The sequence below is a fragment of the Oryzibacillus soli genome, from assembly GCF_051594765.1.
GTDB lineage: Bacteria > Bacillota > Bacilli > Paenibacillales > NBRC-103111 > Paenibacillus_AR.
On record NZ_JBPPGJ010000005.1, the window covers coordinates 40,200 to 65,515 of the forward strand.

At 56.2% G+C, this 25,316-nt stretch carries 31 protein-coding genes; 28 read left to right on the forward strand and 3 right to left on the reverse strand.

The genetic code is table 11. From position 1 onward, the window contains the following. Positions 1–253: 253 nt before the first annotated feature. The gene (locus ACSEXW_RS07810) at positions 254–745 is read right to left on the reverse strand and encodes an inorganic diphosphatase (protein ID WP_438445567.1); all 492 of its coding nucleotides are present in this window, start codon (positions 743–745) and stop codon (positions 254–256) included. A 136-nt stretch (positions 746–881) separates the two neighbouring features. Here ACSEXW_RS07810 and ACSEXW_RS07815 point away from each other — a divergent pair, with 136 nt between their 5' ends. After that, positions 882–1,208: a rhodanese-like domain-containing protein gene (locus tag ACSEXW_RS07815; protein WP_438445568.1), complete on the forward strand. Its 327-nt coding sequence runs from the start codon at positions 882–884 to the stop codon at positions 1,206–1,208. 66 nt (positions 1,209–1,274) lie between these two features. On the opposite strand, the gene ACSEXW_RS07820 is transcribed toward ACSEXW_RS07815, so the two are convergent. Beyond that, the gene (locus ACSEXW_RS07820) at positions 1,275–2,198 is read right to left on the reverse strand and encodes a hypothetical protein (RefSeq protein WP_438445569.1); all 924 of its coding nucleotides are present in this window, start codon (positions 2,196–2,198) and stop codon (positions 1,275–1,277) included. A 110-nt stretch (positions 2,199–2,308) separates the two neighbouring features. Here ACSEXW_RS07820 and ACSEXW_RS07825 point away from each other — a divergent pair, with 110 nt between their 5' ends. The 4 genes from ACSEXW_RS07825 (at position 2,309) to ACSEXW_RS07840 (ending at position 6,691) form a co-directional block, all read left to right on the forward strand. After that, entirely contained in the window at positions 2,309–2,905 is a 597-nt protein-coding gene (locus ACSEXW_RS07825; RefSeq protein ID WP_438445570.1) for a CPBP family intramembrane glutamic endopeptidase, read from the forward strand. Next, positions 2,902–3,069, forward strand: coding sequence for a hypothetical protein (locus ACSEXW_RS07830; RefSeq protein ID WP_438445571.1), 168 nt, complete (start codon positions 2,902–2,904; stop codon positions 3,067–3,069). The genes ACSEXW_RS07825 and ACSEXW_RS07830 overlap by 4 nt, the downstream gene beginning before the upstream one ends. A gap of 280 nt (positions 3,070–3,349) precedes the next feature. After that, positions 3,350–4,360 (forward strand): 2-oxoacid:acceptor oxidoreductase family protein, encoded by a 1,011-nt coding sequence (locus tag ACSEXW_RS07835; RefSeq protein ID WP_438445572.1) that lies wholly within the window; start codon positions 3,350–3,352, stop codon positions 4,358–4,360. 24 nt (positions 4,361–4,384) lie between these two features. Continuing rightward, positions 4,385–6,691, forward strand: coding sequence for a thiamine pyrophosphate-dependent enzyme (locus tag ACSEXW_RS07840; RefSeq protein ID WP_438445573.1), 2,307 nt, complete (start codon positions 4,385–4,387; stop codon positions 6,689–6,691). 46 nt (positions 6,692–6,737) lie between these two features. On the opposite strand, the gene ACSEXW_RS07845 is transcribed toward ACSEXW_RS07840, so the two are convergent. Next, positions 6,738–7,589 carry a polysaccharide deacetylase family protein gene (locus tag ACSEXW_RS07845; protein WP_438445574.1) on the reverse strand — a complete coding sequence of 284 codons (852 nt, stop codon included), beginning with the start codon at positions 7,587–7,589 and terminating at the stop codon, positions 6,738–6,740. Between the two features lie 155 nt (positions 7,590–7,744). Between ACSEXW_RS07845 and ACSEXW_RS07850 the strand changes: the two genes are divergently transcribed. From ACSEXW_RS07850 to ACSEXW_RS07960, 23 genes are all read left to right on the forward strand, one after another. Then, positions 7,745–8,032, forward strand: a complete 288-nt coding sequence (locus ACSEXW_RS07850) for a hypothetical protein (RefSeq protein ID WP_438445575.1) — start codon at positions 7,745–7,747, stop codon at positions 8,030–8,032. A gap of 332 nt (positions 8,033–8,364) precedes the next feature. Further along, positions 8,365–8,973 (forward strand): genetic competence negative regulator, encoded by a 609-nt coding sequence (locus tag ACSEXW_RS07855; protein ID WP_438445576.1) that lies wholly within the window; start codon positions 8,365–8,367, stop codon positions 8,971–8,973. 154 nt (positions 8,974–9,127) lie between these two features. Then, positions 9,128–10,624, forward strand: a complete 1,497-nt coding sequence (locus tag ACSEXW_RS07860; protein ID WP_438445577.1) for a DnaB-like helicase C-terminal domain-containing protein — start codon at positions 9,128–9,130, stop codon at positions 10,622–10,624. A gap of 35 nt (positions 10,625–10,659) precedes the next feature. Next, positions 10,660–11,355, forward strand: a complete 696-nt coding sequence (gene prsW, locus ACSEXW_RS07865) for a glutamic-type intramembrane protease PrsW (protein ID WP_438445578.1) — start codon at positions 10,660–10,662, stop codon at positions 11,353–11,355. Between the two features lie 48 nt (positions 11,356–11,403). Beyond that, a complete protein-coding gene (locus ACSEXW_RS07870) occupies positions 11,404–11,562 on the forward strand; it encodes a hypothetical protein (RefSeq protein ID WP_438445579.1) in 159 nt (52 codons plus the stop codon). Between the two features lie 185 nt (positions 11,563–11,747). After that, positions 11,748–13,055, forward strand: a complete 1,308-nt coding sequence (ypeB, locus tag ACSEXW_RS07875) for a germination protein YpeB (RefSeq protein ID WP_438445862.1) — start codon at positions 11,748–11,750, stop codon at positions 13,053–13,055. 148 nt (positions 13,056–13,203) lie between these two features. After that, complete coding sequence (locus tag ACSEXW_RS07880; RefSeq protein ID WP_438445580.1) at positions 13,204–13,857, forward strand: flagellar brake protein; 654 nt, start codon at positions 13,204–13,206, stop codon at positions 13,855–13,857. Positions 13,858–13,920: 63 nt separating this feature from the next. Further along, positions 13,921–14,190, forward strand: coding sequence for a hypothetical protein (locus tag ACSEXW_RS07885; RefSeq protein WP_438445581.1), 270 nt, complete (start codon positions 13,921–13,923; stop codon positions 14,188–14,190). Between the two features lie 140 nt (positions 14,191–14,330). Beyond that, positions 14,331–15,002 (forward strand): (d)CMP kinase, encoded by a 672-nt coding sequence (gene cmk, locus ACSEXW_RS07890; protein WP_438445582.1) that lies wholly within the window; start codon positions 14,331–14,333, stop codon positions 15,000–15,002. Positions 15,003–15,013: 11 nt separating this feature from the next. Continuing rightward, on the forward strand, positions 15,014–15,607 hold the full coding sequence (locus ACSEXW_RS07895) for a lysophospholipid acyltransferase family protein (RefSeq protein ID WP_438445863.1): 594 nt from the start codon (positions 15,014–15,016) through the stop codon (positions 15,605–15,607). A gap of 84 nt (positions 15,608–15,691) precedes the next feature. Further along, the gene (rpsA, locus tag ACSEXW_RS07900; protein ID WP_438445583.1) at positions 15,692–16,963 is read left to right on the forward strand and encodes a 30S ribosomal protein S1; all 1,272 of its coding nucleotides are present in this window, start codon (positions 15,692–15,694) and stop codon (positions 16,961–16,963) included. A 20-nt stretch (positions 16,964–16,983) separates the two neighbouring features. Beyond that, positions 16,984–18,030, forward strand: coding sequence for a type 2 isopentenyl-diphosphate Delta-isomerase (gene fni / locus ACSEXW_RS07905; protein ID WP_438445584.1), 1,047 nt, complete (start codon positions 16,984–16,986; stop codon positions 18,028–18,030). 301 nt (positions 18,031–18,331) lie between these two features. Then, positions 18,332–18,766, forward strand: a complete 435-nt coding sequence (locus ACSEXW_RS07910; protein ID WP_438445585.1) for a hypothetical protein — start codon at positions 18,332–18,334, stop codon at positions 18,764–18,766. Positions 18,767–18,783: 17 nt separating this feature from the next. Next, entirely contained in the window at positions 18,784–19,692 is a 909-nt protein-coding gene (locus ACSEXW_RS07915) for a YIEGIA family protein (RefSeq protein WP_438445586.1), read from the forward strand. Between the two features lie 15 nt (positions 19,693–19,707). Then, positions 19,708–19,902: a capping complex subunit for YIEGIA gene (locus ACSEXW_RS07920; protein ID WP_438445587.1), complete on the forward strand. Its 195-nt coding sequence runs from the start codon at positions 19,708–19,710 to the stop codon at positions 19,900–19,902. A gap of 105 nt (positions 19,903–20,007) precedes the next feature. Continuing rightward, positions 20,008–21,330 carry a ribosome biogenesis GTPase Der gene (der, locus tag ACSEXW_RS07925; protein ID WP_438445588.1) on the forward strand — a complete coding sequence of 441 codons (1,323 nt, stop codon included), beginning with the start codon at positions 20,008–20,010 and terminating at the stop codon, positions 21,328–21,330. Positions 21,331–21,342: 12 nt separating this feature from the next. Continuing rightward, positions 21,343–21,939 carry a glycerol-3-phosphate 1-O-acyltransferase PlsY gene (gene plsY / locus ACSEXW_RS07930; RefSeq protein ID WP_438445589.1) on the forward strand — a complete coding sequence of 199 codons (597 nt, stop codon included), beginning with the start codon at positions 21,343–21,345 and terminating at the stop codon, positions 21,937–21,939. Positions 21,940–21,970: 31 nt separating this feature from the next. Further along, positions 21,971–23,020, forward strand: coding sequence for an NAD(P)H-dependent glycerol-3-phosphate dehydrogenase (locus tag ACSEXW_RS07935; protein ID WP_438445590.1), 1,050 nt, complete (start codon positions 21,971–21,973; stop codon positions 23,018–23,020). A gap of 80 nt (positions 23,021–23,100) precedes the next feature. Continuing rightward, a complete protein-coding gene (locus tag ACSEXW_RS07940; RefSeq protein ID WP_438445591.1) occupies positions 23,101–23,382 on the forward strand; it encodes a stage VI sporulation protein F in 282 nt (93 codons plus the stop codon). Positions 23,383–23,532: 150 nt separating this feature from the next. Next, a complete protein-coding gene (locus tag ACSEXW_RS07945; protein ID WP_438445592.1) occupies positions 23,533–23,715 on the forward strand; it encodes a DUF2768 family protein in 183 nt (60 codons plus the stop codon). Between the two features lie 27 nt (positions 23,716–23,742). Then, entirely contained in the window at positions 23,743–24,036 is a 294-nt protein-coding gene (locus ACSEXW_RS07950) for a 2Fe-2S iron-sulfur cluster-binding protein (protein ID WP_438445593.1), read from the forward strand. A gap of 19 nt (positions 24,037–24,055) precedes the next feature. Next, a complete protein-coding gene (locus ACSEXW_RS07955; protein WP_438445594.1) occupies positions 24,056–24,400 on the forward strand; it encodes a 2Fe-2S iron-sulfur cluster-binding protein in 345 nt (114 codons plus the stop codon). Then, a complete protein-coding gene (locus ACSEXW_RS07960; RefSeq protein ID WP_438445595.1) occupies positions 24,397–25,119 on the forward strand; it encodes a YphF family lipoprotein in 723 nt (240 codons plus the stop codon). The genes ACSEXW_RS07955 and ACSEXW_RS07960 overlap by 4 nt, the downstream gene beginning before the upstream one ends. Positions 25,120–25,316 lie beyond the last annotated feature (197 nt).

Here is a 25,316-nt window from a genome sequence, read left to right on the forward strand (position 1 = left end):
CCCAGAAAATGACGAATTCCTTCGACTTATCCAAGATCTCATATACCAACTCTGGAATGGACCGTATTATTGCGGCCACCGGTTCGCACCACCCACCGGCTCTCTGGAGGCTTCCTAATACTTGATTCCTTCATCGCTTTGGTGTACTAATGTTTTTCATAATGTACCACGCTCCCGGTTTTGCTGTCAATAAGCTCCTGCATAAAAAAATACGTACCCGGGACAAAGGTAAATTTTATCAGCAGCTGTCGGATTATGGAGCGGCGTTGTAGCGTTTCATGCATTCCTCATACAAAGATTTGGCAAAATCGGCATCTTTCCAGCCCTCGATAAAGGTCGTTTTGTTCTCCAGGTCCTTGTAGACCTGGAAGAAGTGGGCGATTTCCTTCAGCTTGTGCTCCGGAATATCCTCGAGATTAAGCACGTCCTTAAACCGGGGATCGCTGGTGGGAACGGCCAGCAGCTTCTCGTCTTGTCCCTTATCGTCGGACATGACGAGCACGCCGACCACCCGCGATTCGATTATACAGCCGGGGAAGGTGGGGAAGGAGGTGATGACCAGAATATCCAACGGATCTCCATCCAGCGCCAAGGTACCCTCCAGATAACCGTACTCGGTGGGATAATGCATGGGGGAGAACAGGACGCGGTCCAGAACATAGCCCCCGCGCTTCTTGTCGTATTCGTACTTGTTCTGGCTGCCGGTAGGGATCTCGATGAATGCATCCACGATTAGGTTGGACATGGGAAAACCTCCTTATGGAAGAAAGTTATGGGAACTTCTGGAACCATTTATAGCAGAACTTCGATGCGGTTGCAATGCTTTCCGCTTGAATGAATGTGAACATTTCGTTATTCTTTTGGAGAGGGGAGGCGAGCGGATGAACAGGACGGATATGACTCCGGAGGAGTTCCTGACTGAGTATGGTAACGCAGAGCGAATGCATCAGGCGGTTCTGCTGGACGTCAGAGAGCCGGCGGAATGGGATTATTATCACCTGGAAGGGGCAATTCTTATGCCCGTTGGTACGATACCGGAGGAGCTCGGCAGTCTTCCGAGGGACCGAACGTTATACGTCATCTGCGCGCACGGAGTCCGCAGCGAGATGGTATGCCGGTATCTCCGGCAGAACGGCTTCCGCAATGCGGTGAACGTGGAGGGCGGCATGGCCGCCGTGGCGGAGCTTCGCGGCTTTTCATACGATTGACCGATAAAAAATAGCCGGATGCAGGTGTGCATCCGGCTTTCATATGAGACAAGCTCCTGATCGGCGCTACTCCATCTTCGTGAAGAACGGAAGCTGGGGCAGCAGGTCATCGGGATAATATTTGGATTTGCCGTGGACGAAATCGCCTGGGCGGACGGCATGCGTTCCGATTAGGATATCCATGACTTGGGAGATCGTGGAGGCATTCAAGCGTTTGGCCTGACCGGATTTGATCATCTCATCCACCCGCAAGGTTACGTCCTGCGGCGTGAAGAGAGCGAATTGCCGGCTTGACGCCAGGATGGACGCGATGCTGGCATTCTTCAAGTTCAAGTTCAAGGCGTTCCAGTCATTGAAGTTCAAGGCTGCGGGGTCCTTGATGGAATCCATCCCCCGTGCTCCTTCTTCCATAGACTGATGCCAAGCGACAATCGCCGCGTAATACTGCTTCTGGGCTTGAAGCGCGAAGTTCTTGGCCTCGGTGAAGGAGGCGTTCTTCTCGATCTCCGTCATCAGCACGGCCGGTGCCAGACCGTTGGCCTTGGATTGCATGCCGCTGGCGGCTTGACTGAACAGCTTCAGACTCTTCAGGTAATTCTGATGCCCTTCCTTCAGCAGGGGCGAGGTTTCGGGCATGGACTGGGAAACCATGGATTCGTATTTCTCATCGGCCAGCTTGGCCAATTGCTTCAGAATCGAAGAGGCATCCGCGCTTTGACCGGCCATCTCATCTTGGGCATCGTCCCATTTGGTATTGAATTCTCTAAAGGGAAGATATACGGTATGATAGAAGGACACCAGATACGACTGGTGGTAGGCGGTCAGGCCGCCGCTTTTCTCTTCGTACTTCTTCAACAGTTCGGTATATTTGACTTCGGTGCGGTCCGAACCCATCTTCATGCCGTAGAAGAAAGCTCCCAGGGCTAAGATCAGCATGAAGATGAAGACCAGTATGAATACAAAATCCGACCGTGTTAACCTTTTTTCCATCGCGAGGCTCCTTTATCAAGGCTGTCTGTAAGGACTTTTGGCAGTCATACCAACAGTATATGGGATATCGAAAGAAAAGGGAATATGGCGAAAAGACTAGGATGATGGCGATGAAACGGTTCCGGCTGCGGGACTTTAAGCTGAAGCAGGTTGATATCCATGATTTGGACGACCGGTTGCTTCTGATCAATCTTTATCTTACCCAAGGTCTAACCTTACTTCTCGGATTGGCCATTATGGCTTGGCAGCGTCAGAATCCCTTGAAGCTGCTGGCTATCCCCCCCAACATCACGCCGTTCCTATGGGGAGCGGTCTTCGCGGCGCTGGTGCTGGCGGCGGATCTGCTGATCTCCCGTTGGGTGCCCGAGGAAATGACCGACGACGGGGGAGTGAACGAGATGCTGTTCGGCAGCCGGCCGGTCTGGCACATCGCCGTGATCTCGCTGGTGGTGTCCCTCTGTGAGGAGCTGCTGTTCCGCGGCGCCGTCCAGCACGCATGGGGCCCATATTGGACGAGCATCCTGTTCGCCGCCATTCATGTCCGTTATTTGCGGCACTGGCTGCTTACCGGGATGGTCTTCGGCATCAGCTACGGGCTGGGGACGCTCTATGATTGGTCGGGAACGCTGTGGGCGCCTGTTGCGGCCCATTTTATTATCGATCTGTCCATGGGACTGATTCTGAGATACCGGAGGGATAAACCATGAGAGTAGAAGAGAAGGATGAGGACTACACCCTGCCTCCCCGAAGAACCCTGCATCCTTCCGGTGCTTTGAAGTGGACGAGGCGGTTTTATGCGGCGCTGGTGATTCTTTTTGCACTCCTGATCGCGGCGCTGGCGAGTTGGTTTTACTGGTCGGGAGGGTTCTGACCGGGCTTGTTTCGCTTCTGTACTATATGCGATATTGATTCTGTTATATATCTCTTTCAAAATTGTCTAAGTAGTGAAAACCTTACGGGATACGCAGTTTGAGCATTTTTTCACAAAGAAATAGGCTTGTTTGTAAAGGCTTCCGGTGATGTTAATAAAAACTGTTGCTACTCTTTTCGGATGTTGTTATAATGATTAGCATAGAATACTTACTTTTATAGCCCTGCAGGACGAGGACAACTATATACTTCCTTTGGGAGAGGAAGAAAGGGGATAAACAATGTCTAGCTTGCCTAAAAAGAATGAATTGGGATTTTTTGAGATCCGTATGGAATCCATCGGCGGTCTTGGCGCCAACCTGGCCGGCAAAATGCTGGCGGAGGCCGGTGTCGTCGGCGCCGGTCTGAACGGCGTAAGCTTCTCCTCGTACGGTTCGGAGAAGAAGGGCTCTCCAGTTAAAGCCCATATCCGCTTCTGTGACATCGACACCAACATCCGGGATACATCTCCGGTCGAGCGTCCGCACGTCGTTGTCGTATTCCACGAAGCGCTGTCGAAGACCGTCAATGTCGCCAGCGGCGTTATGGAAGACAGCATCGTATTAGTCAACTCCACTGACACTCCGGAAGTGCTCAAGGAGAAGATGAAGCTGGTCGGCGGCACCGTCGCCGTAGTAGACGCCATCGGCATCGCCCTGGAAGAGAAGAACCGCGTTAATATGGCTATGATGGGGGCGATCTTCCGGATCGTCGATTTCTTGGACCCGCAGATCATGCGCGACATCATCCGCAAGTCCCTTGAGAAGAAGTACCCGCAAGCCGTCGAGCCGGCACTCCGGACCTTCGACCGCGGCTACAATGAAGTGAAATTCCAGACCTTCAACCTGCCGGAAGGCGTGACCATGCCTGCGTTCGTACGCCACGATACACCGGTGCTCGGCTATGAGACCCAACCGATGGGCGGCTATGTAGCGAACCCCGGTAACAGCATACTGAAGGATCTGTCCATTTCCCGTTCGGGCATGATGCCCCACTACCACGAAGACAAATGTATCCACTGCGCCGCTTGCGACAACGTCTGCCCGGACTTCTGCTTCGTATGGGAAGAGCAGGCCGATAAGAAGGGCCGTCCGCAAATGTTCCTGCAGGGGATTGACTACCAATATTGCAAGGGTTGCTTGAAGTGCGTCATTGCCTGCCCGACCGAAGCCTTGACCGGCGAACGTGAAGAAGTAGGATACGGCGAGCAAAACCGTGTTCCGCACCGCTTTGACCGTGCGGTAACTGCCTAATCTGGAGAGGAGCGTGTACTTGACATGGCAATCGAGATAAAGAAAGAAATCAGCGAAGGCAAAGTCGAGCAGCGGATGGTTTATGAATCCGGCAACGAAATGGCCGCTTATGCCGCCCACCAAATCAACTATCATATCATGGGTTACTTCCCGATTTCCCCGTCTACGGAAGTCGCGCAGTTCCTGGACTTGATGAAAGCCAGCGGCCAGCATGACGTGAAGCTGATCCCGTCCGACGGCGAGCACAGCTCCGCGGGGATCTGCTACGGCGCGTCCACTGCAGGCGCCCGTGTTTTCAACGCTACCAGCGCCAACGGTTATCTATACATGCTGGAGCAAATGCCGGTTCAATCCGGTACCCGCTTCCCGATGGTCCTGAATCTGGTGTGCCGTTCCGTATCCGGCCCGCTGAACATTCACGGCGACCACTCTGACCTGTACTTTGCACTGAACACCGGCTGGCCGATCCTGATGTGCCGCGATCCCCAAGCCGTATACGATATGAACATTATGGCCATCAAGCTGGCCGAAGATCCGGCAGTCCGCCTGCCTGTCATGGTCGCTTCCGACGGCTACTTTACTTCTCACCAGAAGCGCCGCGTTCAGACCTTCGCGAACCGTTCCGACGTTCATGCCTTCATCGGACCGCAGCCGCCAGTCGGTTACCCGGACGTGCTGGACCGCAACAATCCGATCACCGTCGGCCCGTACATGAACGAGCCGGACTACATCAATAACTGTTGGCAGCAATCCGTGGCCATGTACAATGCGGGAGAAGTGTTCGATCGCATCCGCAAGGAGTACAAGGAGCTGACCGGCCGCGACTATCCGATTCTGGATCTGTACCGCATGGAAGACGCAGAGGTTGCCGTATTCCTGATGAACTCGTCCTCCGAGATCATCAAGGACGTGGTCGATCAGCTGCGCGAGAAGGGCATCAAAGCCGGTTCCATCGCGCCGAACATGATTCGTCCGTTCCCGCAGAAGGAAATTGCCGAAGCCCTGAAGAACGTGAAGGCCATCACCGTCGGCGACCGTGCCGATTCCTACGGCGCATACGGCGGCAACATGGTTAACGAGATTAAGGCAGCCTTGTTCACCCACGGCAACTCCAGCACCATGGTCATCAGTCGGATCTACGGTCTGGGCGGCAAGGACTTCTACGCTGAAGACGGCCATGCCATGTTCCAATACGCACTGGACGCTCTGGCCAAGGGCAAGGTTGAAGTGCCGTTCGACTACCACGGACATACTCCGGGTGACCCGACCAAGGCTCCGAAGCGCGTGCTGAACCCGATGAAGTTCGAGGACTTGAAGACCGGTCTCATCACCGTTACCAAGGACGAAACCACCAACAAGCTGAACGTGAAGATCCCGCCGCTGCGCGCTCTGACCAAGAAGCCGAAGCGGATCGCACCTGGACACGGCGCTTGCCCGGGCTGCGGTATCTTCTCCGGCCTGGAGCTGTTCTTCAAGGGGATTGAAGGCGACATCGTCTCCCTGTTCCATACCGGCTGCGCGATGGTTGTTACAACCGGCTATCCGTATTCCGCACACAAAGCAACCTATATCCATAACCTGTTCCAGAGCGGCGGCGCTACGCTGTCCGGCGTAGTCGAAGCCTTCTGGGAGCGCAAGCGCCGCGGCGAGCTGGACCACCTGGGGCTGAAGGACGACTTCACCTTCGTCATGGTAACCGGCGACGGCGGTATGGACATCGGTATGGGTGCTGCAATCGGTGCCGCACTGCGTAACCACAAGATGATCATTCTTGAGTACGATAACGAGGGCTACATGAACACCGGCGCCCAGCTGTCCTACTCCACGCCTCTGGGACACCGGACCTCCACGTCCAACGTGGGCAAGCACCAGGGCGGCAAGATGTTCCACCACAAGGACACCGCTCAGATTATGGCGGCTACCAACATTCCTTACGTCTTCACCGGCTCCGAAGCGTTCCCGCAGGATCTCGTGAAAAAAGCGGCCAAAGCTCAATGGTACGCACAGAACGAGGGCTTGGTATACGGCAAGATCCTGATCACCTGTCCGCTGAACTGGCTGTCCGAAGAGAAGGAAGGCACATCGATCATCGGTGCCGCCGTCGATTCCTGCTTCTTCCCGCTGTTCGAAATCGAACACGGCGTGACGTCCATCACGTACAATCCGGAAGAGAAGGGCAAGCGCGTTCCGCTGTCCGACTGGCTGAAGACCATGGGCAAGACCAAGCACATGACCAAGCCGGAGTACGCCGAAGCGCTGAAATCCTTCGAGAACGAAGTGGAGCGCCGTTGGGTTCGCCTGAAGGCCCGCCACGAGAACGAATACTTGTAAGAAACACGAAAAAAGCACCCGCAAGGGTGCTTTTTTGCGTGATACCTTAGTCCACAAGCTCGATCGTTGCCGGATCGACAAAGCCGTATCCTTTGCCTTCCAGCTGCGTCAGCAAGCTGTCGAGGGCTTCTGAGGTCCAGGCCAGCTCGTGCATGAGAATGTTGCTTCCCGGATGGAGCTGCTTCATGACGTTCTCGATGACTTCCTTGGGTTTGTCGCTGGTCTTCGTATCCCAGTCCAGGGATCCGTTGGACCAGGTCATGTAGAGCAGCTTCTCCTTCACCGCCTTCTCGCGGACATAGTCGCTGCCGCTGCCGAAGGGAGGACGGAAGAAGCGGGGGCTGGCGCCCGTCAACTCCTGAACCTTCGCTTGGACGTCTCCGATCTGCTGGTCGATCTTGGCGTTGGATTCCTTCTTCAGATCGATGTGATCCCACGAATGGTTCCCGATCGTCTGCTTACGCTCATGAATCAGCTTCAGAAGATCCGGGTTCTGCTTCACCCGGTAGCCGTTCACGAAGAAGATGGCCTTGGCGTGATGCTTGTCCAGCGTATCCAGCATAGAGGTCAGCACCGCCCGGTCCTTAGGGCCGTCGTCAAAGGTCAGCAGCACGACCTTGGTGGGAGTGCCCGCATTCGGATCGATGGGGACGAAGTCGTAGTTTTTGTTGATCTTGTAGAGCTTCGCCGCCGGCACCGGCGCAGGCGTGGGAGTTGGCGCTAGAGATGGACTGGCCTGAACCGGTGACGGCGCGACGGACGCCGCGGCTGACGCTGCGGCCTGGGACGTACTCCCCGGCATGGGGGAAGTATTGCCCGGTGCGGAGGATTTCTGGGTGTTCTGGCAACCTGAAGCCAAGAGAAGAGCTCCAAGTGCCGCTAAAGCTGCTCGTTTCATACGGTTCTCCTCGTTAGGAAAGTAGGGTCGGATCCTATTGTACCATAAACGGGCGGGTTCATATCGCTCCTTTATTCCCTGTTTTTTGCAGACATAACCCTGGGCCCTGTGTAGGAAACTAAGGCCGAATCAACTATAAAAGGAGGCACATCCATATGCGTATGACCACATTTCTGGTTGGCGCGGCGGCAGGCGCTGCAGCTGTCATGTACATGAACCGTACAAACAAGTCGGTGATGATGAGCTTCTCCCAGATGGGCGACAATCTGAACAAAGCGGTGGACAAGGCCATGATGTCAATGGCCGACAGAAGCATGAAGCCTTACCGAGAGCCGGAGAATAGCCAATCCCTCGACAAGGTGGAGCAGCTCGTCAACTGTGACCCGCAGGTTCGGTCTGAAGTGGATCAGATCTTGGCCGAAAATCAGATGTCCGCTCACTGATTAACGCAAGAATGCTTCGGACGATAGGCAACAAATCCAGCGCGCCGTGCTTGAACGGTGCGTTTTTTTTTGCCCGGATGGAACAACCTGTTATACATAAATTTTCGGGTGCGATTAGCAATAAAGAGTGGTAACATGATATAATAATAGTACTACCCGATTCCGTTTCCGGGGTGACACGAACCAAGGATCGCCGTTCAGATGGTCTCCAAGGGTCCAGTGGCCGCAGTGGGCTTTTTAGCACACTTTTTCACGCTTTTATTCATAAACTATCAGTACGCTGCGCTTCTTAGACCATGAAACGAAGCTGGCAACAAAAGGAGGATCCTGGTATGAAAATTGAGCGTTTAAGTACGGATAAGATTAGGATTTTCCTCACTTTTGACGACTTGACCGAACGCGGGATCCAGAAGGAAGACATGTGGAGGGAAATTCCGAAGGTCCATGAGCTCTTCAGTGAGATGATGGAGCAGGCCTACTCGGAGCTGGGCTTCGATGCAACCGGTCCTTTGGCCGTGGAAGTGTTCGCGCTTCCCGCACAGGGAATGGTGGTTATCGTAACCCGCGGCAAAATGAGCGGCACACCTGCATCCGACCAGCTGGAGGATGAAGAGGATATATATGAAATGGAAGTCACGCTCGAAGAGAGCGAGCTGATCTCCTATGCATTTTCCGACTTTGAAGATCTGCTGCGCATGTCTAAGGTGATCCTGCCCCTTCTTCCGGAGGGCGGAACGTTGTTCGCTTACAAGGGAAAGTATATTCTGCAGGTGGAGCCTTCCGAATGGGATGAGAAGGACGGCCGTTATCAGGCTTTGATTGCGGTCATGTCCGAATTCGGGGAAGCCACCTCCGTCACCCGGGCCGTACTCGAGGAATACGGGAAGACCGTCATCGCCGACGATGCGGTCAAGGTGCTGTGTTCGCATTTTGCATCCTAATCGGAACAACCGCATAGCGGAATCGCAACAGGATAATCGGTAGTACCGGCATCCCCAAAACCATAGGTTTTTGAGGATGCTTTTTTATGGCTTCCGGCAGGAATGGGCGTTTCCTGCCGGACCTATCAACGAGAGAGAGCCGGGTGAGGATCGCATGAGCCAAGCAGAGATGAAGTGGGGCGCAGGGCGGGAATGGGACCTGGAGCAGCTGTCCCAAGCCCTTCAGAAGAATATGAATGCAGATGCCTATTACTATCTGGAGAAGCGTGGGGTTAACCGGGATTCGGCAGAGCAGTTCCGGGTCGGCTTCGTCCCGGCACGGATCGGCTTCTACGTGGCGGATGAGGATCCCGTTGCCGAGACCTTCGAGAACCGGGTGGTCATCCCGCTGGTGAACGGGGAAGGAGAAGTCGTAGACCTGATCGGCCGTTCGGTGGACCATCGGGAGCCCAAGTACCGGTCCCTGTACGGTATCGAGGACGTCTTCTTCCAGGAGAGCGTGCTGGAGGATTCCGACGATGTGATCCTATGCAACGGCATCTTCGACGTGATGGTGCTGCAGCAGGCCGGCCTGCCGGGAATCTGTCTGCCGAACATGCTGCTCTTCAAGGAAGTCCATGCGGAGCGCTTGAAGGATAAGCGGGTCTTCATCTGCATGGGCAATGATGAGACGGGCCGCCGGGAATCGGTCCGGCTTCAATCCCTGCTCGCTTCCGTGGCCCAAGAGACCTTCATCGTCCAGCTGCCGGAATCCGTACGGGATATCAACGATCTGTTCGTACGGCTGCAGCAGCCGGTCGACGTCTTCGTGAAGCTGCTGAACCATGCCATCGAGGAAACAATCTACGCGCCGATGTCTCCGGATATCCGGAACATGACGGTCTTCAACGAGGAGTATATCAAGAGGTTCAAGGGGCGCGGAAATGGGCCCGCCACCGGACTCGCCGCGCTGGACCGGATGCTGAACGGCACGCTGCCTGATGGGCTTAGCGTTATTGCCGGACCGCCAGGTTTAGGCAAGACCACCTTGCTGAAGCAGATCGCGGACCGGACTGCCGCCCTCCAGCAGCCGGTGCTCTATATCAGCTGGGATCTGTCCCCCTTCGAGCTGTGGGCGGTGAGCATCGCCCGCGTGCTCGGTGTGCCTTACGGCTCGGTCCTGCGCGGGGAGCATGAGCCCGAGGCGGTACACGGCGCCAACCAGATCTACATGCAGGCCGGCAAAATGCAGTGGACCCTGGAATGCGGCCGGTCCACGGAGCTCAGGCAGATTGAAGCGGCCATCGAGCGCATCCATGTGGTCACCGGCAAGAATCCGGTGGTGTTCGTGGATCCGCTCCACCGGTTTCTGGAAGCCGACGAAGCGGGCAAAGCCAAGGGACTTCGGGCCACGGCCTATCAGTTGAAGGAATGGAGCCGGGATTGGAACGTGCCGGTCATTGCGGCTCTGCCCGCCGAGCGCCCAGAGGAGGTCACTCTGGATATTCGGGCCTCCGCAGACCTGGTGCTCGCTCTGGAAGCCTCCGGAACCACGGCGGACGGGGCCCGCAAGCTTCGTATATCATCCCTTAAGAACCGTTCAGGCGCCTCCGGCACCGTCTTTGTGAAGTTTTACGAGAATCGGTCCCAGTTTACGGACGCTTTGTGGTAATATAGAAGGATCATCTGTGGAAGGAGGAAGCCGGATTGTTCCCGTTGTCCGTATTAGCGGCAGCCATAGCACCGGGTCTGGCGCTAATGGCTTACTTCTATCTGAAGGACCGTTACGAATCCGAGCCGGTCTCCTTGGTGATCCGAATGTTTGCATTCGGCGCCCTGCTTGTTTTTCCCACCATGGTCCTCCAGCGGGCCTTCGTGCTGGGCTTTGGGGAGAACCGCATACTGTTCTCCTTCGTCTATTCTTCCTTCTTGGAGGAATTCCTGAAGTGGTTTCTGGTCTTCTTCGTCATATATAAGCATCAGGACTTTAATGAGCCCTACGACGGTATCGTATACGCCGCAGCCGTATCGTTGGGCTATGCAACCGTAGAGAACGTCATTTACGCGTTTCTCGGATCCATGGATTTCTCCGCCCTTCTGATGAGGGCGCTGCTTCCGGTTTCCGGCCATGCCATGTTCGGAGTGATCATGGGCTATCATTTAGGAAGAGCCAAATTCCTGAAGAGCCGCGAAACCTATCACCTGACGATGGCCCTGCTGCTGCCTGTGTTCTATCACGGAATCTTCGACTATATTCAGCTGGATAACCGCAAGTATTGGCTCTGGCTCATGCTTCCGCTTATGGCATTCTTATGGTTCCGGAGCATCTGGAAGATGAACAAGGCCAACGACATCTCCCCGCTGCGCGGATTCATCCGGGAGGAAGAGGTTAAAATTTCCTGAACACGTCCATACTGGTAATGGCATACTTGCTTGATACAAGGAGGTACCATGAACCCGGGACGGACGAAGGTGAAGATCCGCTGCAAGCAGTGCGGCGAACGGTTCGTGCTCAAGGGCAAGCGGGAGAAGGGGAAGGTTGAGACCGGCTTCCGGCAGTGCCTGTGCAACAACGACCGCGATTTCGAGATCGAATACGAGGATTATTGAAGAAGGGCGACCGCTCACACCTACGTGCAGCCGGCGCCTTTTTTCGTTTCCTATACGGGGGACATCAGCCAGATTTGCATATTCAGACGGCGGAGGGCAAAAGCTAGAACCATTCGAAGCATCAGCCGAAAGGGGAAGCGAATGCCGCCATGTATAGAAGATTAACCTACATTTTGTTCCCGATAATGACCTTGGCGTTTCTTGGGACGGCCGTATGGGGCTACCAGGAAAATCAGGAGAAAAATGCGGTTTTGATCAAAGCGGAAAACCAGTACCAACGGGCCTTCCATGACTTGTCCTACCATATGGAGCAGCTGCAGTCCGAAATGGGCAAGACCATCGCGGCCAATTCGGACTCCAGCGATTATTACAGACGCGGCTTGGCGAACGTATGGCGACTGGCCAGCCAGGCACAGAACGAGATCAACCAGCTTCCGCTGACGCTCCTGCCCTTCAACAACACGGAGGAGTTCCTGTCCAACATCTCCAACTTCACGTACCGGACGGCCGTGCGGGACTTGACCAAGAACCCGCTCTCCCCGGACGAGCAGAACACCTTGCAGGAGCTGTATAAGCGGTCCAAGGAGATGACCTCCCAGCTTCAAGACGTGCAGAGCAAGGTGCTGAACCAGAACCTCCGTTGGATGGACGTGGAAACCGCTCTTGCGACCCAATCCAAGCAAATGGACAACACGATCGTCGACGGCTTCAAGACCGTGGACAAGAAGGTGCAGGAGTACGGCGAGCTGAATTGGGGGCCGACGATGGCAACCTTGTACCAAAAGCGGAGCTACGGCACACTGCCCGGCATGGAGATCAACGGGGACGAAGCAAAAGCCAAAGCTGCCCAGTTCGTCCAAGCCCAGGATGCGAACGCCCTGCAGGTCACGGAGAACGGGGGAGGAACGGAATACAGCAGCTTTACCGTCCGGGGCAAGCATCCGTACTACGGACAGGACATGCAGCTCGATCTGACCAAGAAGGGCGGGCATATCATCTACTACATGGCCGCTCGGGATGTGCAGGAGAAGAATATCGACATCAAAGGGGCGAGGGAAGCGGCTCAGGAGTTCCTGGACGCCCACGAGCTTCGCGATATGGTTCCGGTCAATTACGACGAGTATGAGAACGTGGCCTCCTTCACCTTCGCTCACAAGGTCGGCAACGTTACGGTCTATCCCGAGAAGATCGTGGTTAAGGTGGCTCTGGACAATGCGGAGGTAACCGGCATGCAGGCATCGGATTACCTGTACGAACAGAAGAGCCGGACCTTTACGGCGCCATCCCTGTCCGAGGAGCAGGCTCGCAAGGAGCTGAACCCGTCCTTCCAGAATGAGTCCGTGACGTTGGCTTGGATCAAGAACGATCTGGACCAGGAGGTTCTCTGCTACGAGTTCACAGGCAAGATCAACGGCAGCGGATACCGGATCTACATTAATGGAGATACCGGACTGGAGGAGAAGATCGAGGAGTTCCGCCTGGACGGCAAATAATCCTGCAGCCTGCTGCCTTAAGAAGTCGCAAACGTCCAAACCGGACGAATGCGACTTCTTTTTTCATTTTATGACGATATTCAGCTGCAAAAATGCTATAATCAGGTCATGTGTCAGGAAATCGTGGCAACATCAGGAGGTGCCGGTTATGCTCCCCAAGATCAACCAAGTGCTGCATATGCAAATCAACTCGATTGATGAAGAAGAAGCCAAACAGGAGTACAAGTCCCGCATTTCCGATATTGCGGCTGATTACATCACGATGGAAGTGCCGCTGAATGAAAAGTCCGGCCGTTTAAAGCGCCTGTTCGTCGGAGATGAGCTTTCCGTCTATTTCTTGACCGACGGCGGGGTCAAGAATTATTTTACCACTACCGTTCTCGGCTTCCGGGAAGACGTGGTGCGGATGATCCTGATCAAGAAGCCGGAGCCTGAAGCGATTACCAAGGTCCAGCGCCGCAGCTTCCTGCGGGTGCCAGCCGAGCTGGAGATTGCCGTGAAGCTGACGGAACAGATCCAATTCATCGCCATGACGGATGATGTGGGCGGCGGCGGAATCTCGCTCTTGTGCGATGGGAGCATCCCGCTGAAGGCGCAGGATAACCTGCATTGCTGGCTGCTTCTGCCCTACAAGAGCGGCAAGGTGGACCATGTGCCGTTCAAGGGCGAGGTGGTCCGGGTGAAGCCTCTGGAGTCCGGAAGGCAGCAGATCATGATGCGTTTCTCCGACATAACCGATAAAGAGCGGCAGAAGGTGATCCGATTCTGCTTCGAACGCCAGCTGGAATTCCGCAAAGTGTAATATCCCGGCGCGATAAGGGTATACTGCCTGATGGACAAGAACCCGAAGGCAGGCGGAATTTCGATGGACATGAAGCGTTACTCCGGCAGTCAGCCGGCGGAGGTTACAGAAGCGGAGCTGGCCGGGGATGAGCCCGGCTATGAGGAGACGTTCGCCGTCTTCTCGGCCGGTGTCGAACGGATGCTTATACGCGCAGCGTTGGTCTTGGCGGTTCTATTGGCAGCCGCCCAGCTGGCGCTGCTTATTCCTGCGGTGCGGGAGGCTTGGGTCCGCGTCGAGCGGCTGGAGGGAGTGCCCTTCGGATCGGGAGAATCATCCCAATCGGATTCCTAGCATTTTTGCACCTGAGAGGTTTGTATGGTATAATTTTCATCGTTCGCAGGCGCGGCCTGCTTTTTTGCTGATAGGCCGGCGGCCCGGCGTCTATCCCGGACACCGGTTCGGACCTAGGAATTCACAAGGGGGCCACATCTTTGGGGAAGTTCAATATTGCGCTTGATGGTCCCGCAGGGGCAGGCAAAAGCACCGTTGCCCGATTGGTGGCGAAGGAGCTTGATTTCGTATATGTGGACACAGGAGCCATGTACCGCGCCATCACCTGGAAGATTCTCTCGGAAGGCATTCCCTTGTCCGACACCGAGAAGATCGCACAGACGGCAGCCCGGACCCACATCGTCATTAAGCCCGGACCACTGGGCCAGACGGTGGAGCTGGACGGTACGGACGTGACCGAACGGATCCGTTCCACGGAGATCAATCAGCACGTATCGCATGTGGCGGCTATTCCCCGGGTGCGGGAGGTGCTTGTCCATCTTCAGAAGCAGATGGCGTCATCCAAAGGGGTTGTCATGGATGGCCGGGACATCGGCACAAGCGTGCTTCCGGATGCCGAGGTCAAGGTATACCTGACCGCCAGCGCCAGGAGGCGTGCGGAACGCCGCTTTCAAGAGCTTACGGAGCCCGGAATGACCCTGGAGGAGCTCGAACGCGACATCGAACGCAGAGACCAGCTGGATCGGGAACGCAAGGTTTCACCCTTGCGGCAGGCGGAAGACGCCATACTCCTGGACAGCACGGACATGTCCCTGGAGCAGGTCGTACATGCCGTATTGGATCTGTGCAGAATGAAGACGGAGTGGAGGTAATCGACCCCATGCTGTTATACCGAAGCTTGCGTGCATGCTTCCGCGGCATGTTCCGGATTGGCTTCCGGTGGGAAGTCAGCGGTCTGGAGAACATCCCCGCCCAAGGCGGAGTGGTGCTGTGCTGCAATCATACCAGCAATTGGGACCCGCCCTTTATCGGTTCGCCGATCGAGCGGATGGTTCATTTTATGGCCAAGGCGGAGCTGTTCCGCATCCCAGTCTTCGGCTGGGTGATCCGGAGGGTGGGCGCGTTTCCCGTCAAGCGGGGAGGCGTAAGCAAGGAATCCATCAAGCTGGCGCTTCAGCTTCTCCGGGACGGCAACATCCTGGTGGTATTCCCGGAAGGGTCCCGCAGCAATGCAGGCGGGATGGGCAAGAAGGGCGCGGCCATGCTGGCCCTGAAGTCCGGAGCCACGGTCATCCCCGCAGCCGTCGTCGGAGGCTACAAGCTCTTCCGGCGGACCTCGGTAGAGTATGGGAAGCCTGTGGATCTGTCGGAATTTGCCGACGGAGGCTCGGATCAGCTCGAAGCGGCTACCGAGAAGATCATGGCCACGATCCGTGCCATGGTGGAAGAGAAGAAAAGCAAGAATCAAATTGATTGAAATGAATGGAAATGGTATCTTGGAATTATACTACATCCATCATAAACATGTGGTTTGGGTTGTCAAACAAGGAGGAATAGGACAATGACTGAAGAAATCAAGATGCAGGACCAGCAAGACCAACCGGCTTCCGCTGTTGAGGCAGAAGTGCCGGCAAGCGAGAACACCGTTGACTTGACCCAGGTGACGACCGTGAAGAAGGGCGACATCGTGAAGGGCAAAGTCGTAAAAGTGGAGAACGACCAAGCGATCGTAGACATCGGATATAAATATGACGGCGTCATCCCGCTTCGCGAGCTCTCCTCCGTTCAGCTGGACAATGCAGCTGACGTAGTTAAAGTGGGCGACGAGCTGGAGCTGAAAGTCGTCAACATCAACGACAACAAAGAGGTTCTTCAGCTCTCCAAGCGCGCCATCGACAGTGAGAAAGCTTGGAGCGTTCTGCAAGAGAAGCTCGAATCCAAAGAAGTCTTCGAAGCAACCGTCGCCGACGTGGTGAAGGGCGGTCTTGTCGTGGACGTGGGTCTGCGCGGCTTCGTTCCGGCTTCCATGGTAGAGCGTCATTTCGTAGAAGACTTCAGCGACTACAAGGGCCGTACGCTTCGCCTTCGCGTGAAGGAAATCGACAAGGAGAAGAACAAGGTCATCCTTTCCCAGAAGGATGTATTGGACGAGGAGTTCGAAGCCAGCAAGAAGACCATCCTCTCCGGCATCAAGGTCGGCCAAGAGCTGGACGGTACCGTTCAGCGCCTGACTCCGTTCGGCGCATTCATCGATATCGGCGGCATCGACGGTCTGGTACATATCTCCGAGATGGCATGGCATCATGTTGAAGTTCCGTCCGAAGTGGTGAAGGAAGGCGACCAAGTGCGCGTTCAAGTTCTGAAGGTCGATCCGGAGAACGAGCGCATCAGCCTGAGCATCAAGGCCACCCAACCGGGACCGTGGCAGCGTGTAGCCGGCGACATCAACACCGGCGACACCATCACCGGTACCGTGAAGCGCCTCGTCACCTTCGGTGCATTCGTAGAAGTAGCTCCGGGCGTAGAAGGCCTCGTGCACATCTCCCAAATCTCCCATTCCCACATCGGAACTCCGCATGAAGTTCTGAAGGAGGGACAAGAGGTTCAGGTGAAGGTGCTGGACATCAACGTGGACGAGAAGCGCATCAGCCTGAGCATCAAGGAGACTCAAGAAGCTCCGGCACGGGAAGAGAAGCCGCAGCGTGAGCCGAGAGAAAGAGGCCCCCGCGGCAACCGCGACAACCAAAATGCAGAGTTCGCTCCGCCGACTCAAAACCTGAACCTGACGTTGGGCGAGCGGTTCGGTGACAAGCTGAGCAAATTCAAAAAATAAGAACGGGAGCGGCTCTAGAGATGAGAATCCCCCGCAAAATGGAGCATGTGCATCATGCTCTCGCGATCGGCCCATCCGGGTACACCGGATTGGAGGACGTGCGGCTTGTGCCGAATGCGATTCCGGAAACCTCTCTCGACTCCATCTCATTGGTAACCCGAATCGGCGAACTCACTCTGAGTTCGCCGATTATTATTAATGCGATGACCGGCGGCGCGCCGGAAACCGAGGAGATTAACAAGGGATTGGCCCTGGCGGCTAGGGAGACGGGAACGGCCATGGCGGTTGGATCCCAGATGTCTGCCATACGGAACAAGAGCATGCGCGCAAGCTACGAAATCGTACGCAAGATGAATCCAGACGGTCTGGTGTTCGGCAACCTGGGCAGCGAGGCCACCCTAGAGCAGGCCAAGGAAGCGGTTGAGATGCTTCAAGCCGACGCCCTGCAGATTCATCTGAACGTCATGCAGGAGCTGATCATGCCGGAAGGAGACCGGGATTTCCGGGGGATGACCGAGCGGATCGCAAGAATCGTGGAAGAAGCCGGCGTGCCTGTTATCGTCAAGGAGGTCGGCTTCGGCATTACCCGTGAGCCCGCGGAACGGCTGTGGGAGGCCGGAGTTCGGATTCTGGACGTAGGAGGCACGGGAGGCACCAATTTCGCAGCCATTGAGAATGCCAGAAGAGAAGATCCGATGCTATGGCTGAACGGCTGGGGCTGCAGCACGGCCATTGCCTTGGCGGAAACGGTCGACGTGTTCCGACAAGGGTCCGTCATAGCGACGGGCGGTATTCGGACAGGAATGGACATTGTTCGGGCCATCGTGCTGGGAGCTTCCGCCGTCGGTATGGCTGGCGTCTTCCTGAAGGCGCTGCAGGAGAACGGGACGGACGGTCTGATTCGGGCTATCCGTGAGGCTCAGGATGAGACCCGGCTCTTAATGACCGCATTGGGAACGACGGACCTTCCTGCTCTGATGCGTGCCCCGGCAGTGATCACAGGAGAGACGGCGGAATGGTGCAGGGCCCGCGGGATCGATCTCTCCAGATGGGCGGCCAAGCGGTAGCCGGAAGGGCTAACGGAATGAGATGATACGCCTTGATTCATACTACAACCAAGCAGCTACCAAGATGGCGCCGGTGAACCGATTTTTGCGTCGGGGCGTCAGCTGGAAGATGGGTGAGGGTATGAATCCGGGCTATTTGTCTTTCCTTTTGATTGTAATAGGTCTGGTGCTGTTTGCCAGCGGCTGGAAGGATGTATTGTTCCGTGGGATCTCCCACACAAGGATCCTTCTTTTTTTTGGCGGCTGGTTCACCTGCTGGGGGTGGAGTGTAAGTCTGGCTGGGGTCCATGTTAGGGGAACGGTGATCGTCTTATTGATTATGGCAGGGGCATGCACTTGGTCCATGAAGGATGCCCTGCAGAGGGTACATGTATGGAGCGCCGGATTCCTGCTTGGATCCTTCGATCTGCTCATGAGGGAGTTGAACGGCTGGCATATTCTGATGCAGCAGTTCGGTCCTTTCCTTCCATCCACGGTGCTGCTGGCCGCCGTGGTCTTCCTTCTTGGCCGGCATCCGGTATGGCAGCTAACAGCGGTTACCGTCGGCCTGTTGTCCTCGGAATGCGCCTATCTGTGGCTTCACCGGGCCAGCTTGTCCCCCATATGGGTGGGACGAGCCGCTTTTGCAGACCATTGGTGGCTTACCTTGGGCGCAGCGCGGCTGTTGACGGTATCCATCGAGCAGACGGCCCGGCTGGCGGCTTCATCCTATAGGCACTGGGCCGGAAAACCGTAAGGAATGGGGGGAGTAGAGTGCTGGATGTGTTCCACATCTCGGAGTATACGCAAGGGATTCTGATCGGCACCGTGTTCGGCATCGTGGCCCGTCTGACGATGCTCCGGACCGACCACCGCCAATATCCAACGTATCCGCACGGCCGGATCATCCACCTGGCGCTGGGGGTCATAGCCGCGGCGTTGGGATCCCTTGCGGTACCGTCTCTGCTGGAGAAGGAATACACTGCCGTCACCTTCCTCACCTTGGCCGCGCAGCAGTTCCGGGATGTCCGCAATATGGAGCGGCAGACGCTGAAGAACATCGACAGTATGGAGCTGGTGCCGAGGGGAGCCACCTACATTGAAGGAATCGCCATGGTGTTCGAGGGGCGGAATTATATGGTCATCTTCACCGCCTTTACCGCTTCCCTCTGCACCATTGTCTTCGCTTGGTATTGGGGGATCTTGGCTGGAGCCGCAGCTCTCGCCCTATCCAACCGGTTTAAGACCGGCAAGTCCATCAGCGCCATTGCGGATGTGGACAATGCGGAGATCCGAATGGACGGCCCCGATCTGTATGTCGGGGACATCTACATCATGAACGTCGGCCTCGAGGAAACCCGGAAGCAGATTGCGGAGCATGGCCTGGGGCTCATCGTGAAGCCGAGAAACAAGAACAGCCGGGTTACGCTTGCTAACGTGGGGCAGCGGCAGGCGATGCTGCATGACGTATCCACCATCATGGGCGTATTCCGGGATACGGGCGAGCCTTCGCTGATGCCTATGGCCAAGCTGGATATGTCCGACGGCCGATTGGCCGTACTGATTCTTCCGCAGGAGAAGGATCCGGAGGTGGCCCGGAAAGTGCTGCTGCGGGTGCCCTTGCTGGAGAGTGCGGTACGAATGCCGTCGGAAGCCCACGTCCGGTCCGGCGAACAATTGTGAGCGGGAGGGTGCGTCATGGGCAAAATCTTGGCGATCGTTACGATGAACAAGGATAGCGTAGCGGGGGGAGCACCCATCTTTATCGCTGCCACTCCCGAGGAGCAGAAGATGACCGCCTTCCGGTTGGAGAAGATTCTCGATGCTTCCGTGCATGATTTGCAGAACGGCCAGCTGATCGTGGTGGAGCACGAGAGCGGAAGAAAAGAATAATCCAGAACGGACGGCTATCCCCAATTGCGGGATAGCTTCTTCGATTAATTTTTGTTATGATGGAAATTGTGAAATTTGGAAAGTAATCAGTTGGGAGTGAAAAATGTGGCCAAACCCATCATCGCGATTGTGGGACGACCAAATGTAGGCAAATCCACAATCTTCAACCGGATCATCGGAGACCGGCTGGCCATTGTTGAGGATAAACCCGGCGTAACGCGGGACCGGCTCTATGGAAAAGGCGAATGGTTGAATCAGGAATTCAGCATCATCGATACCGGCGGCATCGAGATCGACGGGGAGGATCAGATTCTCCGTTCCGTCCGGATGCAGGCTGAGCTTGCCATTGAGGAAGCAGACGTCATCGTCTTTATGGTCGATGCCAAAGCCGGCGTGACGGGAACCGATCAGGAGATCGCCCAGATTCTCTTCAAGTCGGGGAAGCCTGTGGTTCTTGCCGTCAACAAGGTGGACAACATCCAGCGTCAGGAAGACATCTATGAATTCTACTCGCTGGGCTTCGGGGATCCGGTCGGAATCTCGGGCTCCCACGGTCTGGGCATGGGGGATCTTCTCGAGGAGTGCGCGAAGCATTTCCCGGAGGCGACGGAGGACGAGTACGGGGAGGATGTAATCAAGGTCGCCTTGATCGGACGTCCGAACGTAGGGAAGTCCTCGCTGGTTAACGCCATGCTGGGCGAAGAACGGGTCATCGTAAGCGACGTGGCAGGAACCACCCGAGACGCTATTGACACCCCTTTCGAGAAAGACGGGCAGAAATACGTCTTAATCGATACCGCGGGGATGCGGAAGCGGGGTAAGGTCTACGAGTCCACGGAGAAATACAGCGTCATGCGCGCCATGAAGGCCATCGAACGGGCCGATGTCGTCCTGGTCGTCATCAACGGCGAGGAAGGGATTATCGAGCAGGACAAGCATATTGCCGGTTACGCTCATGAAGCCGGCAAGGCCAGCATCTTCCTCGTCAACAAATGGGACGTGGTCGAGAAGGACGATAAGACCATGCAGCACTTCATCAATAACATCCGGGATCACTTCCTGTTCATGTCGTATGCCCCGGTCGTCTTCGTATCGGCGAAGACCAAGGCGCGGCTGCATAAGCTGTATCCGGTGGTCAACAAGGTGGCCGAGAACCACAACATGCGTATCTCCACCCATGTGCTGAATGATGTGATTAGCGATGCCGTGGCGCTCAACTCGCCTCCAACGGACAAGGGACGCCGGATGCGCTTGAACTATGCCACCCAGATCTCGGTGAAGCCGCCGACCATCGTCCTGTTCGTGAACGATCCCGAACTGATGCACTTCTCCTACGAGCGTTACCTGGAGAACAAGATCCGCGATGCTTTCGATTTCGAAGGAACACCTCTTCGGTTGTTCACACGGCGAAAGTCGGATGATAACTAGGAGGGAACTCGGATGACCGTAATCTCGGTAATTCTTGCTTATCTGATCGGCTCCATCAGCTTCAGCTACCTGTTCGGACGTATGCTTAAAGGCATCGACATCCGGAAGCACGGAAGCGGCAATGCAGGAGCCACCAATACGTTACGTGTGCTGGGTAAGGGACCCGCCATCACCGTACTGCTGCTGGATGTGGCCAAAGGCATCGTAGCGGTGTGGCTCCCCGTTTGGTTCGGACAGGACGGCAGCTGGCCGCAGGTGCTCTGCGGCATTGCTGTCATTGTCGGCCATAATTGGCCGGTCTTCTTCGGCTTTAAGGGTGGAAAGGGAATCGCTTCGACCATCGGCGTCATGTCGACGCTGGCCTTTTTGCCGGCTCTACTGGCCGGAATCGTCGCGATTGTGGTCATTGCCCTGACCCGATACGTATCCTTGGGATCGCTCTTATTCACCTTCTTGATGCCCATTCTGATTCTGGTCATGGACAGACCGGCGCCGATTCTTCTGGTCAGCATCCTGATCGCCGTATTTGCCTTCGTCCGGCACCGGTCCAACATTGCGAAGCTGCTGAAGGGGCAGGAGAACAAGCTGGGCAGCAAGAAAGCATCCTGACAGGCAGCATTCGAACAGGAGGCGAATAATGATGAGTAAAAAAACGGCGGTTCTAGTAGCAGGCAGTTGGGGAACGGCGCTTGCTTCCGTTCTGGCGGACAACGGGCATGAAGTCCGGCTGTGGACTCGGCATCCCGAGCAAGCGGAGGAAATCAATTCCTTACATACGAATCAGCGGTTCCTTAAGGACATGAAGCTCTCTGAGAGGATCCGCGCCACTACGAGCATGGGGGAAGCGGTCACGGACGCAGATGCGGTCGTACTGGTCAGCCCTTCGGCCGGTGTCCGGGAGGTTACGGGCAAGCTCCGCAGCTTTCTGTCACCCAGTGCACTCTTGATTCATGCAACCAAAGGCTTCGAGGCCCAGTCCTTGAAGCGAATGACGGAAGTGATCGCCGAGGAGCTGCCGGATTACGATCCGGACCGGATCGTCGTGTTGTCTGGACCCAGCCACGCAGAGGAAGTCATCGTCCAATGCCCGACGACGGTGGTGGTAGCCTCGCGCTGTGAAGAGGCGGCCGACGCCGCACAGGACTTATTCATTAATTCCTATTTCCGCGTCTATACGAACCCGGATGTAACGGGCGTTGAAATCTCCGGCGCTTTGAAGAATATCATCGCCCTCGGCGCCGGCATGAACGACGGTCTCGGCTATGGCGACAACGCCAAAGCCGCCCTCATGACCCGCGGACTGGCTGAGATCGGCCGGCTGGGCCTTGCCATGGGCGCCAATCCGCTGACCTTCGCCGGACTGGCCGGCTTCGGCGACCTGGTGGTCACCTGTACGAGCAAGCACAGCCGGAACTGGCGCGCGGGCTACATGCTGGGCCAGGGCAAACCGCTCGCCGAGGTGCTGGAGGAGATGGGCATGGTGGTGGAAGGGGTCAAGACGACCCAAGCCGCCTATGCCTTGTCCCGCCAGTTAGAGGTTCGGATGCCTATCACGGAGGTCCTCTACCAGGTGCTCTTCGAGGGCAAGACGCCCAAGCAGGGAGTCGAGGACCTCATGGGCCGCGTCCGCACCCATGAGCTGGAGGAGGTGGCCCAGTCGGCCGCCGTCAAGTGGAAGAGCGAAACCTAGTCGAAACGCCCAAACCTTTGCCCGGCCTGATACATACAATACCTTAGTTGGCGGACACCGCCTATGAGGGAGGTATGATCATGTCGGGCAAAGACGTTTCCAAGGACGTGCTGAAGGCTGTGAAATCCAAAACGGGTAAGACCGTTTCCGAGAAGGATATCCATAAGCTGGCCAGCGGCGTGAAGCCGTCCACCGTTCAGAACGAAGCTCAGCTTCGCCAGCTGATCAAGCAGGTGGCATCACTGGTAGGGGCTCCCGTCTCCGAGCAGACGATCAACGAGATCGTGCACGCCGTCAAGAGCAGCAACTTGAACCCCAACAACATGGAAGCCTTGATGAAAATGATGATGGGCAAGAAATAAGCGATTCACGGGAATGATGTGCCGTTCGGCTGAGCCGGACGGCTATTTGTTTTGTACGATGGATACCCTCGCAGGAGCAGGCGACATTTGCCGGATTATGCTATACTAATTCTTGTTTTGAACCTTTTCATAGGATTGGTGGTGGCCCCCATGAGCAGTATGGATAAAATGTGGATGTCCTTCATCGCCATCGGCTTGATGATCGCGGCCTCTCTCTTGGTGATGTTCACCCGGGCCAAGCTGAAGAACCGGTTCCTCCGCTTCTTCTCCATGCTGGCAGCCGTGGTGCTGCTCTTTTATGGCGTCATCTTCATGATGGTTTCCATCCTGTAACGACACCAGGAGAAAGGGGTGGATGATGTGCTGGAATTAGAGGGCCGGACGGTGGCCAAAACGGTGAACGCAGCCGTTGGGACCACGCTGCTGGATGCCGCCCTTTCTCATGGGGTGGACGTGGGATTTTCCTGCTCTCGGGGAACCTGCGGCCGATGCCGCTGCTTCATCGAAGACGGGATGGAGCATCTGACCCGGGTGACCGACGAAGAGTGGGAGCGGTTGACCGATGATGAGCTGGAGTCGGGCTATCGGCTGGCGTGCCAGGCGGCGATAAAGTCCGAAGGGAACGTGAAGGCCGTGCATCGGCCTTATTACTGACAAATGCAGGTGACGCGTGATGGTGAAGGTTAGATTCCAGCCGGTGGACAAATCGGCGGAGGTCAGGCCGGGCACGACGCTTCTGGATGCGTCCCGGCGCGCCCGGGTGCAGGTCCGGTCCAGGTGCAGCGGCGGATTAAGCTGCCTGATGTGCAAGGTCAAAGTGCTGGAGGGTGCGGATGCCTTGTCGCCTCCCCAGCCCAACGAGCTCCTGAAGCTGGGCGCTCTGGCGGAGGAGGGCTTCCGGTTTTCCTGCCAGGCCAAGGTATCGGGTGACGTGACTGTGGAGCTTCCGGAGGATCCGTTGAAGGCGGCAATCCGGCTCCAGCTTCTGAAGCAGCGGGAGGAGGAGAACGGCATATGAGCACATGGAAGCAATCTCGGCTTCTCTCGGCGCTCCTTGCCGTGATTCTGCTTCTGCCGGGGTGCATGTACGGGGACCGGATCAAGAAACAGGGGGCTCCCGCGTCGGGCGAATATCTCACTCTGGTCCAGAGCGCCATGGAGCAATACCGGACCAAGACGGGGGTTCTGCCCATCCACAACAAGGAAGCCGTCCGGACGGAATATGAGCGTTATCTGATCGACTTCAAGAAGCTGCAGGACGCCCGGCTTCTGACGACCGTGCCGACCAATGCCTTCGAGAACGGAGGAACGGCCATGTACGTGGTCGCCCGTACGGAGAGCACCCCTGTGGTTAAGCTGTTGGATCTGGTGACCTACCAGGCGATTGCGGAGCTGCAGCGGCAGGTGGACAGCTACAAGAGCGGCCACAACGGCGCTGTGCCTAAGGGAGAGGCGGTATCCGACGGCTATTGGCTTCCGGATTACAAGCTCTTGAGCTTGAAGGAGCCGGAGCTCAGGAGTCCGTATTCGCCCGCTAATCTTCATGCCGTGATGAATGGGGCGGGAACGGTGGGCATCGATTACGGGCCGGAGATCCTGAAGCAGGTGCAGAAGAAGGGCTTGAAGCCGGACCCCCAAGCGGATCTGCGGGATCTGCTCCTGGATGACGGGCATTTCGTGCCGGCGGTTTCTTTTCCCACCCGCTGGTCGGGTCAGGCTCCCGTGCTTGCCCCCTAGCGTAAGCTTTTCCACTAACCTATGGAAAGGTAAGGTTCCATAGGTTCTTTGCTATGTTCAGGAAGCCTCTTCAACAGTTGAAAATTCGGGCATAACGCCAAGTAACGGGTCATATATCATATCGGAGAAGCTTTTGGAAGGCCCCTGCCCCTTAAGGGACCGGGAGCGGGAGGAGGAAAAAAGCTGTCATATTCCGG

Coding starts and splice junctions, on each gene's coding strand:
- ACSEXW_RS07810 (WP_438445567.1), bottom strand. CDS start 745: ATGTCCAACCTAATCGTGGATGCATTCATCGAGATCCCTACCGGCAGC.
- ACSEXW_RS07815 (WP_438445568.1), top strand. CDS start 882: ATGAACAGGACGGATATGACTCCGGAGGAGTTCCTGACTGAGTATGGT.
- ACSEXW_RS07820 (WP_438445569.1), bottom strand. CDS start 2,198: ATGGAAAAAAGGTTAACACGGTCGGATTTTGTATTCATACTGGTCTTC.
- ACSEXW_RS07825 (WP_438445570.1), top strand. CDS start 2,309: ATGAAACGGTTCCGGCTGCGGGACTTTAAGCTGAAGCAGGTTGATATC.
- ACSEXW_RS07830 (WP_438445571.1), top strand. CDS start 2,902: ATGAGAGTAGAAGAGAAGGATGAGGACTACACCCTGCCTCCCCGAAGA.
- ACSEXW_RS07835 (WP_438445572.1), top strand. CDS start 3,350: ATGTCTAGCTTGCCTAAAAAGAATGAATTGGGATTTTTTGAGATCCGT.
- ACSEXW_RS07840 (WP_438445573.1), top strand. CDS start 4,385: ATGGCAATCGAGATAAAGAAAGAAATCAGCGAAGGCAAAGTCGAGCAG.
- ACSEXW_RS07845 (WP_438445574.1), bottom strand. CDS start 7,589: ATGAAACGAGCAGCTTTAGCGGCACTTGGAGCTCTTCTCTTGGCTTCA.
- ACSEXW_RS07850 (WP_438445575.1), top strand. CDS start 7,745: ATGCGTATGACCACATTTCTGGTTGGCGCGGCGGCAGGCGCTGCAGCT.
- ACSEXW_RS07855 (WP_438445576.1), top strand. CDS start 8,365: ATGAAAATTGAGCGTTTAAGTACGGATAAGATTAGGATTTTCCTCACT.
- ACSEXW_RS07860 (WP_438445577.1), top strand. CDS start 9,128: ATGAGCCAAGCAGAGATGAAGTGGGGCGCAGGGCGGGAATGGGACCTG.
- ACSEXW_RS07870 (WP_438445579.1), top strand. CDS start 11,404: ATGAACCCGGGACGGACGAAGGTGAAGATCCGCTGCAAGCAGTGCGGC.
- ypeB (WP_438445862.1), top strand. CDS start 11,748: ATGACCTTGGCGTTTCTTGGGACGGCCGTATGGGGCTACCAGGAAAAT.
- ACSEXW_RS07880 (WP_438445580.1), top strand. CDS start 13,204: ATGCTCCCCAAGATCAACCAAGTGCTGCATATGCAAATCAACTCGATT.
- ACSEXW_RS07885 (WP_438445581.1), top strand. CDS start 13,921: ATGGACATGAAGCGTTACTCCGGCAGTCAGCCGGCGGAGGTTACAGAA.
- rpsA (WP_438445583.1), top strand. CDS start 15,692: ATGACTGAAGAAATCAAGATGCAGGACCAGCAAGACCAACCGGCTTCC.
- fni (WP_438445584.1), top strand. CDS start 16,984: ATGAGAATCCCCCGCAAAATGGAGCATGTGCATCATGCTCTCGCGATC.
- ACSEXW_RS07920 (WP_438445587.1), top strand. CDS start 19,708: ATGGGCAAAATCTTGGCGATCGTTACGATGAACAAGGATAGCGTAGCG.
- plsY (WP_438445589.1), top strand. CDS start 21,343: ATGACCGTAATCTCGGTAATTCTTGCTTATCTGATCGGCTCCATCAGC.
- ACSEXW_RS07935 (WP_438445590.1), top strand. CDS start 21,971: ATGAGTAAAAAAACGGCGGTTCTAGTAGCAGGCAGTTGGGGAACGGCG.
- ACSEXW_RS07940 (WP_438445591.1), top strand. CDS start 23,101: ATGTCGGGCAAAGACGTTTCCAAGGACGTGCTGAAGGCTGTGAAATCC.
- ACSEXW_RS07945 (WP_438445592.1), top strand. CDS start 23,533: ATGAGCAGTATGGATAAAATGTGGATGTCCTTCATCGCCATCGGCTTG.
- ACSEXW_RS07955 (WP_438445594.1), top strand. CDS start 24,056: ATGGTGAAGGTTAGATTCCAGCCGGTGGACAAATCGGCGGAGGTCAGG.
- ACSEXW_RS07960 (WP_438445595.1), top strand. CDS start 24,397: ATGAGCACATGGAAGCAATCTCGGCTTCTCTCGGCGCTCCTTGCCGTG.